Source organism: Ottowia sp. SB7-C50, from assembly GCF_033110285.1.
In the GTDB taxonomy this organism is placed as follows: domain Bacteria; phylum Pseudomonadota; class Gammaproteobacteria; order Burkholderiales; family Burkholderiaceae_C; genus Ottowia.
Map to the genome: position 1 here is coordinate 1058856 of NZ_CP136995.1, position 14022 is coordinate 1072877.

Genomic DNA, 14022 nt, shown 5'->3' on the forward strand with positions numbered 1-14022 from the left:
AGACCTGGATTTCCGCCTTCGCGGTACAGACGGCATTGAGGCCAGTCTTCCGGAACCACAAGCCATGAAATTGCTGGTGGTCGAAGACGATGCCGCGCTGCAGGCGACGCTGGTACGTACGCTGGCGCGGCGCGGCTTTGCCGTCACCGCCGTGGGCGATGGGCCCGCGGCGCTGGCGCGCTGGGCCGCCGGCGCGCCCGATGCCGTGGTGCTCGACCTGACCTTGCCGGGGCTGGACGGCCTGCAGGTGCTGGCGCAGGCGCGCGCGCAGGGCCTGCGCACGCCGGTGCTGATCCTGACCGCGCGCGGCACCGTGGGCGACCGCGTGCTGGGCCTGAACGCCGGCGCCGACGATTACCTGCCCAAGCCCTTTGATCTGGATGAATTGGAAGCGCGCCTGCGCGCCCTGGTGCGCCGCAGCGCCCCCATGCCAGGCGCCGCGCCGCCGCCCGCCGCCGTGCAGATCGGCAGCCTGCGCCACGACCGCGATGGCGGCGCCATCTACCGCGATGGCGTGCCGATGGAGCTGACCCCGCGCGAACTGGCGCTGATGCACGCGCTGCTGGCGCGCCCCGGCCACGCCGTCGCCAAGGAGCGCCTGTTCGAGCAGGTCTTTCCGGGCGAGGCCGAGGTGCGCTACGAAGCCATCGAGGTGGTCGCCTACCGCCTGCGCCGCAAGCTGGCCGACACGGGCGTCGAGCTGGTCACGCTGCGCGGCCTGGGCTATCTGCTGCGGGCGGTGTCGTGAGCCGCCCGCGCACGCGCTCGCTGAGGCGCCAGTTGCTGGCGGGCATCCTGATCCCGGTGCTGCTGATCGTGGCCTTCAACACCTGGAGCCTGTACCACCAGGCGCTGGGTGCGCTCCATACGGCCTACGACCGCACGCTGCTGGCGTCGGCCAAGAGCCTGGGCGAATCGCTGCAGATCAGCGGCGAGGGCGACGCCGCGCGCCTGCAGGCCAACGTGCCCTCGGCCGCGCTGGAGGCCTTCGAGGCCGATCTGCAAAGCCGCATGGCGTACCGCATCTCCACCCGGCAGGGCGTGCTGCTGTCGGGCTACGAAGACCTGCCGATGTGGCGCGGCGAAATTCCCGTGCAGCCGCCGTACGCCGCGCTGGCCGACTTCTACGACGGCCAGTTCCGCGGCGAGCCGGTGCGCATGGCCGTGCTGCTGCAGCCGGTGGCGCGCGGCGCCGGGCGCGACGTGGCGGTGGTGCAGGTGGCCGAGACGCTGGAAATCCGCCACGCGCTGGCCCGGCAGATCCTGTGGGACACGCTGGCGCGCCAGGCAGCGCTGGTGGCGCTGATCGCCGCCACCGTGATTGCCGTGGTGCAGCTGGCCACGCGCCCGGTGCGCCGCCTCAGCCACGACCTGCAGGCGCGGCCCGACGACGACCTGCGCCCCATTGCCGCGCCCGACGCGCCGCGCGAATTGCAGCCGCTGATCGCCGCCACCAACGAGCACATGCGCCGCCAGGGCGATCTGCTGGCGCAGCAGCAGCGCTTCGTGCGCGACGCCTCGCACCAGCTGCGCACGCCGCTGGCGGTGCTCAAGGCGCAGGTGCAGTCGGCCCGGCGTGGCGACGTGCCGCCCGCGCAGGCGCTGGCCGAGATCGAAGACACCGTGGACCGCGCCACCCTGCTGGCCAACCAGATGCTGGCGCTGGCCAAGGTCGCGCAGCTGCGCCAGCAGGCCGACGCGCCCGCCACCGCGTTCGACGACGTGGTGCGCGCGGTGGCGCTCGACCTGGCGCCGCTGATCGCCGGGCAGGCGCTCGACTTCGACCTGCGGGCCGAGCCGGTCACGCTGCGCGCGCACGACTGGATGCTGCGCGAGCTGACGCGCAACCTGCTGCACAACGCCATCCGCCACACGCCGCACGGCGGCCTGCTGGCCATCACGCTGCAGCGCGAAGGCGGCCACGCGCGCTTCACCGTGGCCGACAGCGGGCCGGGCGTCGAACCCGACCTGGCCGCGCGGCTGTTCCAGCCGTTCAGCGCCGGCGCGGGCGGCACCGGGTCGGGCCTGGGGCTGGCGATCTGCCACGAAATCGTGCAGGCGCTCGGGGGCCATATCCAGCTGCGCAATCGCGTGGAAAATGGGCGCATCGCCGGCCTCGACGCCGTTGTCACCCTGCCCATCGAATGAGTTCCCGCACCGAACGCGCCACGACCCCCGCACCGGAAGGCATGCGCCTGGACAAGTGGCTGTGGGCCGCGCGCTTTTACAAGACGCGCGCGCTGGCGGTGGAGCAGATCGACCGTGGCCGCGTGCAGGTGAACGGCGCCGACGCCAAGCCCTCGCGCGAAGTGCGCCCCGGCGACACGGTGCGCCTGCGCCAGGGGCGCGACGAGCGCGCCGTGGTGGTGCGTGCGCTGTCGTCGCAGCGCGGCCCGGCGCCGGTGGCGCAACAGCTGTACGACGAGACGCCCGACAGCGTGGCCGCGCGCGCCCACGCTGCCGAGGCGCGCCGCCTGGCGCCCGAGCCGGCGCTGGCCATTGCCCACGGCCGGCCCACCAAGCGCGACCGCCGCGCCATCGAGCAGGGCCGCGGCGGCGACTCGGGCTGGGGCGAGCGCTGGTCGGCCAGCCTGGACGACGAATGAAGCCAATCGCCGCCGACCCCTCGCCTGATGTGCCGTTCATGCTCTCGATTTCAGAGCGATCGCGGCTGGCCGCGGGCCGGCGGCTGCGCACCGGCGGCGCGCAGGGGCACATCGTGTGGCATGCGTGGGAGCCGGCGACACCCACCGATGCGCCGCCGCTGGTGCTGTTTCACGGCGGCAGCGGCTCGTGGACGCACTGGGTGCGCAACATCGTGCCGCTGGTGGATTCGGGGCGGCGCGTGTTCGCGGTCGACCTGCCGGGCTTTGGCGACAGCGACCCGCCCGCGGGCGGCAGCGACGCCGACGCCATGCTGGCGCCGCTGGCGGACAGCATGGCGCAGCTGTTTGCGGGGCAGCCGGTCGACCTGGTGGGTTTTTCGTTTGGCGGCATGACGGCCGGCATGTTGCTGGCCGACCACCCCGCGCTGGCGCGGCGCCTGGTGCTGGTCGGCGCGCCGGCCATGGGCGTGGTGCCGGCGCGGCAGTTCGAATTGAGGGGCTGGCGCCACCTGAAGACCCCGCAGGAGCAGGCCGAGATCCACCGCCACAACCTGGGCGTGCTGATGCTGCACGACCACGACCTGATCGACGGCCTGGCGCTGGAAGTGCACATTGCCAACGTGCAGCGCGACCGCCTGCCGCGCCGCCGCCTGGCGCACACAGACATCCTGGCGCGCAGCCTGCCGCGCGTGCCGTGCCCGGTGCGGGCCATCTACGGCGCGCACGATGTGCTGTATCGCCAGTACATCCACCAGCTGGCGCAGCGCTTTGCCGAAACGGCGCCCGACTTTCGCGGCATGGCGCTGATCGAAGGCGCGGGCCACTGGGTGCAGTTCGAGGCGCCCGAGGCGTTTGACGCGGCGCTGTTGCGGGCGCTGTCGGACGGCTGAGGTGGCTTTGGCCGCGCCGATGGTTGCCGAAAACCGGACGCGAAGGACGCGAAGGAGCCGCGAAGGACGCAAAAGAAACAGCCAAGGGATTTTTTGGTTTTTTTTTTGCGTTCTCTGCGAAATCTTTGCGTCCTCTGCGTCCGGCTGTTTTTATCGGTCAAAACTGCGCGCTCTAGCCTGTTTTTGGCCTCTGGCGCTTGATCAGACTGCGCTGACAGCTATTAAAAACATAGCTGCATCGCTGCCCCGATTCCGGGTAAACCCGGATGATCTAGTTATCACAAACAACTAAATTGGCGGTGCGGGGCCGGGCGCTGATCGGGCCGGTGCCTCGCGCACCACACCCATTCGAGGAGACAAACATGACCCCATCGCACCGCGCCCGCCCGCCGGTCGGCCCGCTGGCCCTGGCGGCAGCGGCCACGCTGGCGCTGACGGCCTGCGGCGGCTCCGGCCTGCCGCAGCTGTCGGCCGCCCAGCCCGGCACGCTGCAAAGCTGCACCGACCTGGCCGCCAAGGCGGCCCTGAGCAACACCACCATCGCCTCCACAGCGCTGGTGCCGGCCGGCGGCCTGGCGGTGGCTGGCGCCGCCCCCGTGCCCGAGCACTGCCTGGTCAAGGGCGAGATGAACCGCCGCACCAGCCCGGTGGACGGCAAGAGCTACGCCATCGGCTTCGAGATGCGCCTGCCCACGGCGTGGAACGGCCGCTACTTCTACCAGGCCAACGGCGGCATCGACGGCAGCGTGGTGACGGCCACCGGATCCACCGGCGGTGGTGCGCCGCTGAGCAACGCGCTGACCATGGGCTTTGCCGTCATCAGCTCCGACGCCGGCCACCAACCGCCGGCGCCGTTCTTCGGGCTCGACCCGCAGGCGCGGCTGGACTATGGCTATGCGGCGGTGGGCAGCCTGACGCCCATGGCCAAGAACCTCATCAAGGCCGCCTACGGGCGCGCGCCCGACCGCAGCTACATCGGTGGCTGCTCCAACGGCGGGCGGCACGCGCTGGTGGCGGCGGCGCGCTATGGCGACCAGTACGATGGCTTCCTGGCCGGCGCGCCGGGCATGCATTTGCCCAAGGCGGCGGCGGCGCAGATGTTCAAGGTGCAGCAATACGCCACCGTGGCCAGCGCCACGCTGACCACGGGTGCCAACACCGGCCTGCCGGACATCACCACCGCCGTCACGCCGGCCGAATGGTCGCTGCTGGGCAGCCGCATCACCGCCAAGTGCGACGCGCTGGACGGCGCCACCGACGGCATGGTGCAGGACGTGGCTGCCTGCCAGTCGACCTTCAACATCGCCACCGACGTGCCCACCTGCACCGGCGCGCGCGACGGCAGCTGCCTCAGCAGCGACCAGAAAACGGTGCTGGCGCGCATCTTTGCCGGTGCCGTGTCGCCCAAGGGCCAGTCGATCTACAGCAAGTTCTTCTGGGATCCGGGCGTGTCGGGCAGCGGCTACGCGGCCTGGCACTTCAACAATTCGCAGAACCTGGACCCGGGCGCGCTGGCCTTCATCTTCAACACGCCGCCCATGGCCCAGGCCGACTTCGTCGCCACCACGGGCCTGAAGTACGCGCTGGCCTATGACCTGGACGCCGGCTACCAGAAGATCTTTGCCACCACGCCCACGTATGCCGAATCGTCCTGGTCGTTCATGACGCCGCCGAAAGAGACCGACCTGTCGGTGCTGCGCGACCGCGGCGCCAAGGTGCTGGTCTACCACGGCGCGGCCGACCCGATCTTCTCGGCCGCCGACACCGCCACCTGGTACGACGCGCTGAAGCAGGCCAACGGCGGTGACGCCAGCGACTTCTCGCGCCTGTTCATGGTGCCGGGCATGAACCACTGCTCGGGCGGCCCGGCGGCCGACCAGTTCGACGCCCTGACGGCGCTGGTCAACTGGGTCGAGAAGGGCGACGCGCCCGACCGCATCACCGCCACCGCGCGCGGCCCCGGCGCCAACGTGGTCAACGCCGAAGTGCCGGCGGCCTGGGGCCAGCGCTCGCGGCCGCTGTGCGCCTACCCGCAGGTGGCGCGCTACAACGGCTCGGGCGACCCGCAGAGCGCGGCCAGCTACAGCTGCAAGTAGCCCGGCGCGCGGTGAGGCGCTGGCACAATCGCGCCGCATGAGCCTGACCACCGACAGCGCCGACACCGCGGCCTCCGCCGCCGCCGACGCGGGCCGTCGCCGCCCGCGCGCGGCGGCGCGGCACGCGGCGGTCGATTCGGGCTTTCTGCGCACGCTGGTGGGCTACAACGCCCGCCGCGCGGCGCTCACCATCATGGCCGTGTTCAAGGACCGCATGGCGGCGCACGACCTGCAGCCGGTCGAGTTCTCGGTGCTCAGCCTGATCGGCCACAACCCCGGCATCACCTCGCGCGCCGTGTGCGCCGAACTGGCCCTGCAGCCGCCCAACCTGGTGCGGCTGCTGGCGCGGCTGGACGAGCGTGCCCTGGTGCAGCGCGACGCACACCCGCAGGACGGGCGCGCGGTCGGCCTCACGCTCAGCCCCGCGGGCGAGGCGCTGCGCATCGCCGCCGAGGCCAGCGCCGAGCAACTCGAAATCGACGCCACGGCCACGCTGTCGCCCGCCGAGCGCGCGCAACTCATCGCGCTGCTGCAACGCATCTATGACTGAAAGGCCGCCCATGCCCGTGCCGATGAAGATCGACTTCGTTTCCGACATCGCCTGCCCGTGGTGCGCCGTGGGCCTGGCGTCGCTGCAGCAGGCCTTGCGCCACAGCGCCGACGCCGTGCAGGCCACGCTGCATTTCCAGCCGTTCGAGCTGAACCCCGACATGCCGCCCGAAGGCGAAGACGTGGACGAGCACCTGGCGCGCAAGTACGGCGGCACGCCCGAGCAGTTCGCCCGCAACCGCGACGCCATCCGCGAGCGCGGCGCAGCGGTGGGCTTTGCCTTCAAGCCCGAAGGGCGCGGGCGCATCGTCAACACCTTTGACGCGCACCGCCTGCTGCACTGGGCCGGCCTGCAGGGCGCCGCCGCGCAGCTGGCGCTCAAGCAGGCGCTGCTGCAGGCCTATCACGGCCGTGGCGAACGCGTCGACCACGCCGACGTGCTGCTGGGCGCCGTGCGGGCCGCGGGGCTGGATGAAGCCGCCGCGCGCGCCGTGCTGGCGGGCGACGACCACGCCGCCGACGTGCGCGCGGCCGAAGCCGAGTGGCAGCGCGCCGGCATCCGCGCCGTGCCGGCGGTGGTCATCAACGACCGCCACCTCATCAGCGGCGGCCAGCCGCCCGAGGTGTTCGAGCAGGCGCTGCGGCAGATCGCCCAGTCGGCCGGCCACTGAGCCGGCTCGCTTGAATGGGGCCTGTATCGGGCCTTTGCGTAGGCGCCATCAGCGCTTGACGCTTCTTTTTTGATAGCTAAGGCAGGCCAGGCTTAAGACGGTCTTCAGTTGCCCTGCCGATCATGAACACATCCGGCCCCCCGAAGGGCTGGCAGGAGAAGTTCATGACCCCATTGCTATCCCGCACCCTGGCCGCCATGCTGCTGGCGGCCACCGCGCTGCCGCTGGGTGCCTTCGCGCAAGCCACCACGCCCGCCGCGCAACTGCAGCGCTGGCAGGTCGCCGCCGGTGCGCCGGGCGATGCGGCGCGCGGGCAGAAGCTGATCGGCCTGAAGGCCGGCAACGACCTCAGCTGCGCCTCGTGCCACGGCCAGCCGCCCACCGCCGCAGCGCGCCACGCCAGCACCGGCAAACCCATCGACGCGCTGGCGCCCGCCGCCAACGCCGAGCGCTTTACCGACCAGGCCAAGGTGGACAAATGGTTTCGCCGCAACTGCAAGGACGTGTTTTCGCGCGAATGCAGCGCGGTGGAAAAGGCCGACCTGATGGCTTATCTGGTCGGCCTGAAGAAATGAGGTTCGCCATGCGATCTGCTTTCAATTTAATAGCTGCCGCCGCTTTGCTGGCGGGCGCTGCGCACGCCGACGACGGTGGCCGCCGCATGCCGGCGCAGGTGCCGCCCGCCTACACCCAGGAATGCGCCGGTTGCCACGTCGCCTATCCGCCCGGCCTGCTGCCGGCGGCGTCGTGGACGCGCGTGATGAACGGGCTGGAGCGCCACTATGGCAGCGATGCCTCGCTGGACCCCGCCACGGTGAAGGCGCTGTCGGGCTGGTTGCTGGCCCACGCCGGCACCTACAAGCGCGTGCGGGCCGAGCCGCCGCCGCCCGACGACCGCATCACGCGCAGCCGCTGGTTCGCGCGCAAGCACGAAGACATCGCGCCGGCCGTGTACCGCCGCCCCAGCATCAAAAGCGCCGCCAACTGCGCGGCCTGCCACCCGGGCGCGGCCAAGGGTGAGTTCGACGACGACCGCGCACGCATCCCGCGCTGACGTTCACGGCGCCAGCGCAGTACCCCATCTTTCAAAGGAAATGTCATGATAGCTACTGAAACAATAGCTACCAGCGCAGCATCAGCAAGCGCTGCAAGCCAAAAACCCCCTTCTCGCCGGGTGGTCGACGCCCCCGTGCGAGCCATGCACTGGCTGATGGCATTCAGCTTCATCGGCGCCTACCTCACCGCCGACGGCGAGCGATGGCGGCTGGTGCACGTGTCGCTGGGCTACACGCTGGCCGGGCTGCTGGTGGCGCGCCTGCTGTGGGGCGTGTTCGGCCCGCGCCCGGCGCGCCTGTCGTCGCTGTGGCGGCGCGTCAACGGCACGCCTGCGTGGCTCAAGGCGGCATTCACCGGTCGCATCGACTTTCGTCAGGGCCAGAACCTGCTGCTGGCCGGCTCCATCGTGCTGCTGCTGGCGCTGATCGCGCCGCTGACCTTGAGCGGCCTGGGCGTGTACCAGGAATGGGCCGGTGGCTGGCTGGAAGAGGTGCACGAATTCTTCGGCAACGCCCTGCTGGCGGTGGTGCTGGCGCACGTCGGCGTGGTGCTGGCGCTGTCGCTGCTGCGGCGGCGCAACCTGGTGGCGCCCATGGTGACGGGGCGCGCGACTGGCGCCGGGCCGGATCTGGTCAAGCGCGCCTTCACCGGCGTGGCGGCGCTGCTGATCGCCACGGTGCTGGCGTTCTGGGCCTGGCAGTGGCAAGGCGCGCCGCCGGCCAGCGCCGGCGCGCACGCCGCACAATCGGCGCATGACGACGACGAGGACTGACCGCCATGCGCGTGCTGCTGGCTGAAGACGACGAGCTGCTCGGTTCGGGCCTGAAGGCGGGCCTGGGCCAGCATGGCTTTGCCGTCGACTGGGTGCGCGATGGCGTGGCCGCCGAGCGCGAACTGCTGACGGGCCAGCACGAGGCGGCGGTGCTCGACCTGGGCCTGCCGCGCCAGGACGGCCTGGACGCCCTGGCCGCCGTGCGGGCGCGCGGCGTGCGCACCCCCATCCTGGTGCTGACAGCGCGCGACGCGCTGGATGCCCGCATCCGCGGCCTGGACGGCGGGGCCGACGACTACGTGGTCAAGCCGGTCGACCTGGCCGAACTGGCCGCGCGGCTGCGCGCGCTGGTGCGGCGTGCGCACGGCGTGCCCACCACGCGCCTGACGCTGGGCGATGTGTCGCTGGACCCGGCGGCGCGCCAGGTCTGGCAGGGCGATGCGCTGGTCGAGCTGTCGGTGCGCGAGTTCGACCTGCTGCACGTCTTCATGCTGCACGCCGGCCGCGTGCTGACGCGCGACCAGATCGAGCAGCACCTGTACCAATGGGGCAGCGAAGTCAGCAGCAACGCCGTGGAAGTGCACATCCACAACCTGCGGCGCAAGCTGGGCGCGGCGCTGATCGAGACCATCCGCGGCGTCGGCTACGTGGCGAGGAAGTCATGAGCGCCGCACTGTGGTCGCCACGGTTGCCTGGCGCTTTGCCGCCTTCATTTGTCCACTGAAATGCCACGCCCCCGCCGCACGCCCTCGCTCGCCCAGCGCCTGACGCTGGCGGTGCTGGGCTTTGTGCTGCTGACGTGGCTGGTCGCCGTCGGGCTGTCGTGGTCGGCCACGCGGCACGAACTGAACGAGCTGCTCGACGCCCATCTGGCGCAGACGGCGGCGCTGCTGGCCACGGGCGAAGTGGACGACCTGGACGACGACGCGGCGGTTAGCGCGCCGACCCAGCTGCACGAATACCAGTCGCGCGTGGCCTTCCAGATCTGGCACAAGGGCCGGCTGCGCGCGCGTTCGGCCGACGCGCCCGAACAGCCGTTGGCCAGCGCCGGACTGCGCGGGCTGTCCGACCAGCGCATCGACGGCACCGACTGGCGCGTCTACACCGCCGTGCGCGAGGAGAAGGGCCAGGTGAAGGACGTGATCCACGTCGCCGAGCACGCAGCGGCGCGCCACCACGTGCTGCTGGCCAGCCTGCGCGGCACCTTGCTGCCCTTGTTGGTGGCGCTGCCGCTGCTGGCCGTGGGCATCGTGCTGATGGTGCGGCGGGCCACACGCCCCTTGCGCGCGCTGGGCCACAGCGTGGCCGCGCGCCGCCCGCAGGCGCTGCAGCCGCTGCCTGAAGACGGCGTGCTGCCCGAAGTGCAGCCGCTGGTGCACGCGCTCAACGCCCTGTTTGGCCGCGTGGACGAGCAACTGGCCAGCGAGCGCCGCTTCACCGCCGACGCCGCGCACGAACTGCGCACGCCCATCGCCGCCATCCGCATGCAGGCGCAGGTGGCCCAGGGCGCCACGCATGACGACGAGCGCCGCGCCGCGCTGGCGGCCACCATCGCCGGTTGCGACCGCGCGACCCGGCTGGTGGAGCAGTTGCTGCAGCTGGCGCGGCTGGAAGCCGACGCCGCCGATGCGCAGGCACGCGAGGGCGCGCAGGGCCAGTGCGACCTGGCCGCCGCTGCCGTGCGCCAGGTGCAGGAGCTGTATTCCCAGGCCAGCGCGCGCGGCCAGCACATCGACCTGGACCGGCCCGACGCGCCCGTCCCCGTGCCGATGAGCGCCACGCTGGCCGCCGTGCTGCTGCGCAACCTGATCGACAACGCGCTGCGCTACGGCCCCGACGGCGGCCGCGTGGCCGTGGAGGTGCGCGCGGCCGGCGGCGGTGAGGGCGCGCGGCTGGTGGTCGAAGACGCCGGACCGGGCCTCAGCGACGAGGCGCGGGCGCGGCTGGGCGAGCGCTTCTTCCGCGAACTGGGCAGCGGCCAGAGCGGCAGCGGCCTGGGCTGGTCCATCGTGCGGCGGCTGGCGCGCCTGCACGATTTGGGCGTCGACATCGACCGCAGCGCCCCGCTGGGCGGCCTGCGGGTGACGGTGCGCTGGCCGGCTGCACAGCCGGTCGCGGCGTGACGCGCGCGGAGCCGTGTAGGGGGCGTGCACCCACCGTTGGGGGCGACGCGCCGCCCGTCCTCCGCCATTCCCGCGCAGGCGGCAACACAGCCTGCGTGGGCAATCACCATGGATCCCCGCCGGCGCGGGGATGACGGTGTTAGTGGGTGTCGGGAACTGGCCGCAGACGCTACCCGGCCCCTGGCAGCGCCGCTGCGGCGATGATGGTTTGCTATTAAAAAAGAAGCTGTCCGCGCTTATCCATTCAGCGCGAGCGGCCCGTTTTGCTTGAAAAACGCACGCAGTGCCGCGCTCAGTTCCGGAAACTCCTCGGCAAAGCGCTCGGGCTGCACGAAGTGCGCTTCGCACGCGACGGCGAAGAACTCGGCGGGGGCGGTGGCGCCATACGCGTCGAGCCAGGGCGCGGGTGCGCCGAAGCGCTGCGCCATCACCACCTGTTCGCGAAAGCGCTCGTAAGCGGGCGCCCAGGTGCGGTACCAGTGGCGCGCCGCCTCCAGCCCGCTGCGCGCACCCATGAAGCCGCGCGGCAGCGGCGGCGCGCCGTCGGCGCCACCACCCTGCATGTCCATCTTGTGCACGAATTCGTGAATCACGACGCTGTAGCCTGCCTCGGCGTGGTCGCCCGCGCGCTGCACGGCGGGCCAGCTCAGCATGACGGGGCCGCCGTGCATGGCCTCGCCGGCCAGCACCTCGTCGTAGGCGTGCATAACGCCAGCGGCGTCCATGAATTCGCGGCGCGCCACGGCGTCGCCGGGGTGCATCACGATGCCGACGAAATCGTCGTACCAATGCAGGGCGTCTTCGGGCGCATCGGCCGGGCCCAGGTGCAGCAGCGGCAGGCAGGCCTGGGCGGCCACGGCGACGGCCATGGCGTCGGTCACCTGCAGACCGTGCGCGCCGGTGAATTCCTTGCGGTCCAGGAAGTGCTCGGACAGGCGCTTGAGTCGCGCATATTCACCCGCGCTCAGCGTGCGCAGAAAAGGGTAGTGCCGCAGGGTGTCTCGCCACAGCGCGTCGGGGATGGGCCGGGGGCCGCCGGTGGTGCGGCGCATCCAGCGCGTCAAGGTCTTGAGCATGCCCCTTCAGGTGGGGCCGGGCGCGAGGCGTTGCAAGCCCGCGTCGGCGGTCAGGCGCAGCACCTGCGCGCGCCTTTCGGTGGCGGTGACGTGCCAGTCGCTCAACACCACCTGGGTCAGCGTGCGGCCGGCGGCGTCGGCGCCCAGGTCGTGGTCGGCCGGCTGGTGCGTGTGGCCGTGGATCAGCACCGTGGCGTCGGCCGCGTGCAACCACTGGCGCGCCAGCGCGTCGTTGGTGTGGGCGTAGACGCCCTGGGCGGCCTGGTGTGCCTCGCTGTGCGCGCGCATCTGGCGCGCGATGGCCTGGCGCTCGGCCAGCGAACGCGCCAGGAATTCCCCCTGCCACGCATCGGTGCGCACCTGCTCGCGGAACTGCTGGTAGGCGGTGTCGTCGGTGCACAGCAGGTCGCCGTGCGTCAGCAGGTAGCGCTGGCCGGCGTGCGTGAGCACGGTGGGGTCGGCCAGGTCGTGCACGCCGTGCTGCGACAGGAATGGCGTGCCCACGAGGAAGTCGCGGTTGCCACGCATGAACAACAGGTCGGCGCGGGCGGCCGCGGCGCGCAGCACGTCGCCGCACTGCGACTCGAAGCTGCCGGGCAGCGCGCTGTCGTCGCCCACCCAGACCTCGAACAGGTCGCCCAGCATGAACACGGCGTCGGCCGGCGTGTGCAGAAGGTAGTGCCGCCAGGCGTCGAAGGTGTGCGGCTCGCCCGGTTGCAGGTGCAGGTCCGAAATGAAGTCGACCGTGCGCCAGTGCGCACGCGCAGGCAGCGCGGCGAACCGGGGCACGGTCGTCATGGGGCGGGCGCGGCGCCGGTCAGGCGACGGCGACGGCTTTTTCGATCACCACGTCATCGCGCGGCACATCGTCGTGAAAGCCCTTGCGCGTGGTGGGCACGGCGCGAATGGCGTCGACCACGTCCTGGCCCGACACCACCTTGCCGAACACCGCATAGCCCCAGCCCTGCGCCGAGGGTGCCTTGAAGTTGAGGAAGTCGTTGTCGACGGTGTTGATGAAAAACTGCGCGGTGGCCGAATGCGGGTCGCTGGTGCGCGCCATCGCCACGGTGTAGGGCGCGTTCTTCAGGCCGTTGTCGGCCTCGTTGGTGATGGGGGCCTGCGTGGGCTTCTGCTTCATGCCGGGCTCGAAGCCGCCGCCCTGGATCATGAAGTTCTTGATGACGCGGTGGAACACCGTGTTGTCGTAGTGGCCGGCGTTGACGTAGGCCAGAAAGTTGGCGACCGACTTGGGCGCCTTGGCTTCGTCCAGTTCCAGGGTGATGACGCCGCGGTCCTTGATGTGCAGTTCGACTTTGGGGTTGGGCATGCTGACGTAGAAAGAGGTGGTTGAAGGGGTTGCGGCGAGGCCGCAACGACTGATCCAGCGCGGGCGTGGCCGGGGTTTCCCCGGCCAGTGCGCGCGTCCCCCTGGGGGGGAAGGCGCCGAAGGCGCCTCAGGGGGTTACTGGATTCTGGCGGATTGGATCACCACCATTTTCTGCGGTGCGTCGGTCGGGAAGGGGCCGCCAGCGCCGGTGGGCGTATTGCGGATCTTTTCCACCGTGTCCATGCCGCTGACGACCTTGCCGAACACCGTGTAGCCGTACAGCGCCGGGTGGTGTTCGACCGCCTTTCGCGGGATGTCCTTCTGCAGCTGCCCCTGGAATTCGAAGGTCACCGGGTCGCCCGCCGGCAGGATCACGGGGTCAAGACGGCTGTTGTCCACCACGTTGATGAAGAACTGCGAGGTGGCCGAATGCGGGTCACCGGTGCGCGCCATGGCCACGGTGCCCGGCAGGTTCTTCAGGCCCTTGGCCAGCGACTCGCGGCCTTCGTGCTTGATGGACGGGCGGGTGGGCTTTTGCTTGTAGTCCTTGTCGAAGCCGCCGCCCTGCACCATGAAGCCGGGGATGACGCGGTGGAAGATGGTGCCGTCGTAGTGCTTGTCCTTGACGTACTGCAGGAAGTTCTCGACGGTCTTGGGGGCCTTGTCGGGGTAGACCTCGATGACGAAATCGCCTTCGGTGGTGCTGAATTTCACGCGCGGGTCGGCCGCGAAGGCGGGCAGCGCGGTGCCCAGTGCCGCGGCGGCGCCCACGGTGGCGGCCAGGCGGGGCAGTGTTCTTCTGGAAAAGTTCATGAAAGCAAGCGCTCCTGGAAAAAGAGGAAATTGAGCCAACGGT

At 71.1% G+C, this 14022-nt stretch carries 16 protein-coding genes; 12 read left to right on the plus strand and 4 right to left on the minus strand.

Features of this window, described 5'->3' with window-relative positions; genetic code table 11:
• Positions 1 to 64 precede the first annotated feature (64 nt).
• The 12 genes from R0D99_RS05090 (at position 65) to R0D99_RS05145 (ending at position 10763) form a co-directional block, all read left to right on the plus strand.
• Positions 65 to 748 (plus strand): response regulator, encoded by a 684-nt coding sequence (locus tag R0D99_RS05090; protein WP_317750297.1) that lies wholly within the window; start codon positions 65 to 67, stop codon positions 746 to 748.
• Positions 745 to 2148: a sensor histidine kinase gene (locus tag R0D99_RS05095; protein WP_317750298.1), complete on the plus strand. Its 1404-nt coding sequence runs from the start codon at positions 745 to 747 to the stop codon at positions 2146 to 2148. Before R0D99_RS05090 ends, R0D99_RS05095 begins: the two co-directional genes overlap by 4 nt.
• A complete protein-coding gene (locus R0D99_RS05100; protein WP_317750299.1) occupies positions 2145 to 2606 on the plus strand; it encodes an RNA-binding S4 domain-containing protein in 462 nt (153 codons plus the stop codon). The genes R0D99_RS05095 and R0D99_RS05100 overlap by 4 nt, the downstream gene beginning before the upstream one ends.
• Before the next feature lie 38 nt (positions 2607 to 2644).
• Positions 2645 to 3496, plus strand: a complete 852-nt coding sequence (locus tag R0D99_RS05105; RefSeq protein WP_416365988.1) for an alpha/beta fold hydrolase — start codon at positions 2645 to 2647, stop codon at positions 3494 to 3496.
• 362 nt (positions 3497 to 3858) lie between these two features.
• A complete protein-coding gene (locus R0D99_RS05110; RefSeq protein WP_317750301.1) occupies positions 3859 to 5592 on the plus strand; it encodes a tannase/feruloyl esterase family alpha/beta hydrolase in 1734 nt (577 codons plus the stop codon).
• Positions 5593 to 5629: 37 nt separating this feature from the next.
• On the plus strand, positions 5630 to 6142 hold the full coding sequence (locus R0D99_RS05115) for a MarR family winged helix-turn-helix transcriptional regulator (RefSeq protein WP_317750302.1): 513 nt from the start codon (positions 5630 to 5632) through the stop codon (positions 6140 to 6142).
• Positions 6143 to 6152: 10 nt separating this feature from the next.
• Entirely contained in the window at positions 6153 to 6812 is a 660-nt protein-coding gene (locus R0D99_RS05120) for a DsbA family oxidoreductase (protein WP_317750303.1), read from the plus strand.
• Positions 6813 to 6976: 164 nt separating this feature from the next.
• Entirely contained in the window at positions 6977 to 7387 is a 411-nt protein-coding gene (locus R0D99_RS05125; RefSeq protein ID WP_317750304.1) for a DUF1924 domain-containing protein, read from the plus strand.
• Positions 7388 to 7395: 8 nt separating this feature from the next.
• Positions 7396 to 7866, plus strand: a complete 471-nt coding sequence (locus R0D99_RS05130) for a diheme cytochrome c (RefSeq protein WP_317750305.1) — start codon at positions 7396 to 7398, stop codon at positions 7864 to 7866.
• 144 nt (positions 7867 to 8010) lie between these two features.
• Positions 8011 to 8640: a cytochrome b/b6 domain-containing protein gene (locus R0D99_RS05135; protein ID WP_317750306.1), complete on the plus strand. Its 630-nt coding sequence runs from the start codon at positions 8011 to 8013 to the stop codon at positions 8638 to 8640.
• A gap of 5 nt (positions 8641 to 8645) precedes the next feature.
• Entirely contained in the window at positions 8646 to 9305 is a 660-nt protein-coding gene (locus R0D99_RS05140) for a winged helix-turn-helix domain-containing protein (protein WP_317750307.1), read from the plus strand.
• Between the two features lie 60 nt (positions 9306 to 9365).
• Positions 9366 to 10763, plus strand: coding sequence for an ATP-binding protein (locus tag R0D99_RS05145; protein WP_317750308.1), 1398 nt, complete (start codon positions 9366 to 9368; stop codon positions 10761 to 10763).
• Between the two features lie 236 nt (positions 10764 to 10999).
• Here the strand turns inward: R0D99_RS05145 and R0D99_RS05150 are convergent, their stop codons facing one another.
• From R0D99_RS05150 to R0D99_RS05165, 4 genes are all read right to left on the minus strand, one after another.
• Positions 11000 to 11839 (minus strand): zinc-dependent peptidase, encoded by an 840-nt coding sequence (locus tag R0D99_RS05150; RefSeq protein WP_317750310.1) that lies wholly within the window; start codon positions 11837 to 11839, stop codon positions 11000 to 11002.
• Positions 11840 to 11845: 6 nt separating this feature from the next.
• Positions 11846 to 12637: a UDP-2,3-diacylglucosamine diphosphatase gene (locus R0D99_RS05155; protein ID WP_317750311.1), complete on the minus strand. Its 792-nt coding sequence runs from the start codon at positions 12635 to 12637 to the stop codon at positions 11846 to 11848.
• 19 nt (positions 12638 to 12656) lie between these two features.
• Positions 12657 to 13166, minus strand: a complete 510-nt coding sequence (locus R0D99_RS05160; RefSeq protein WP_317750312.1) for a peptidylprolyl isomerase — start codon at positions 13164 to 13166, stop codon at positions 12657 to 12659.
• A gap of 135 nt (positions 13167 to 13301) precedes the next feature.
• Positions 13302 to 13979 carry a peptidylprolyl isomerase gene (locus tag R0D99_RS05165; RefSeq protein ID WP_317750313.1) on the minus strand — a complete coding sequence of 226 codons (678 nt, stop codon included), beginning with the start codon at positions 13977 to 13979 and terminating at the stop codon, positions 13302 to 13304.
• Positions 13980 to 14022 lie beyond the last annotated feature (43 nt).

Bases quoted from the DNA above. Each gene is read 5' to 3' on its own strand.
- R0D99_RS05090 (WP_317750297.1), top strand. From the start codon at position 65: ATGAAATTGCTGGTGGTCGAAGACGATGCCGCGCTGCAGGCGACGCTG.
- R0D99_RS05100 (WP_317750299.1), top strand. From the start codon at position 2,145: ATGAGTTCCCGCACCGAACGCGCCACGACCCCCGCACCGGAAGGCATG.
- R0D99_RS05105 (WP_416365988.1), top strand. From the start codon at position 2,645: ATGCTCTCGATTTCAGAGCGATCGCGGCTGGCCGCGGGCCGGCGGCTG.
- R0D99_RS05110 (WP_317750301.1), top strand. From the start codon at position 3,859: ATGACCCCATCGCACCGCGCCCGCCCGCCGGTCGGCCCGCTGGCCCTG.
- R0D99_RS05115 (WP_317750302.1), top strand. From the start codon at position 5,630: ATGAGCCTGACCACCGACAGCGCCGACACCGCGGCCTCCGCCGCCGCC.
- R0D99_RS05120 (WP_317750303.1), top strand. From the start codon at position 6,153: ATGCCCGTGCCGATGAAGATCGACTTCGTTTCCGACATCGCCTGCCCG.
- R0D99_RS05125 (WP_317750304.1), top strand. From the start codon at position 6,977: ATGACCCCATTGCTATCCCGCACCCTGGCCGCCATGCTGCTGGCGGCC.
- R0D99_RS05130 (WP_317750305.1), top strand. From the start codon at position 7,396: ATGCGATCTGCTTTCAATTTAATAGCTGCCGCCGCTTTGCTGGCGGGC.
- R0D99_RS05135 (WP_317750306.1), top strand. From the start codon at position 8,011: ATGCACTGGCTGATGGCATTCAGCTTCATCGGCGCCTACCTCACCGCC.
- R0D99_RS05140 (WP_317750307.1), top strand. From the start codon at position 8,646: ATGCGCGTGCTGCTGGCTGAAGACGACGAGCTGCTCGGTTCGGGCCTG.
- R0D99_RS05145 (WP_317750308.1), top strand. From the start codon at position 9,366: ATGCCACGCCCCCGCCGCACGCCCTCGCTCGCCCAGCGCCTGACGCTG.
- R0D99_RS05150 (WP_317750310.1), bottom strand. From the start codon at position 11,839: ATGCTCAAGACCTTGACGCGCTGGATGCGCCGCACCACCGGCGGCCCC.
- R0D99_RS05155 (WP_317750311.1), bottom strand. From the start codon at position 12,637: ATGACGACCGTGCCCCGGTTCGCCGCGCTGCCTGCGCGTGCGCACTGG.
- R0D99_RS05160 (WP_317750312.1), bottom strand. From the start codon at position 13,166: ATGCCCAACCCCAAAGTCGAACTGCACATCAAGGACCGCGGCGTCATC.
- R0D99_RS05165 (WP_317750313.1), bottom strand. From the start codon at position 13,979: ATGAACTTTTCCAGAAGAACACTGCCCCGCCTGGCCGCCACCGTGGGC.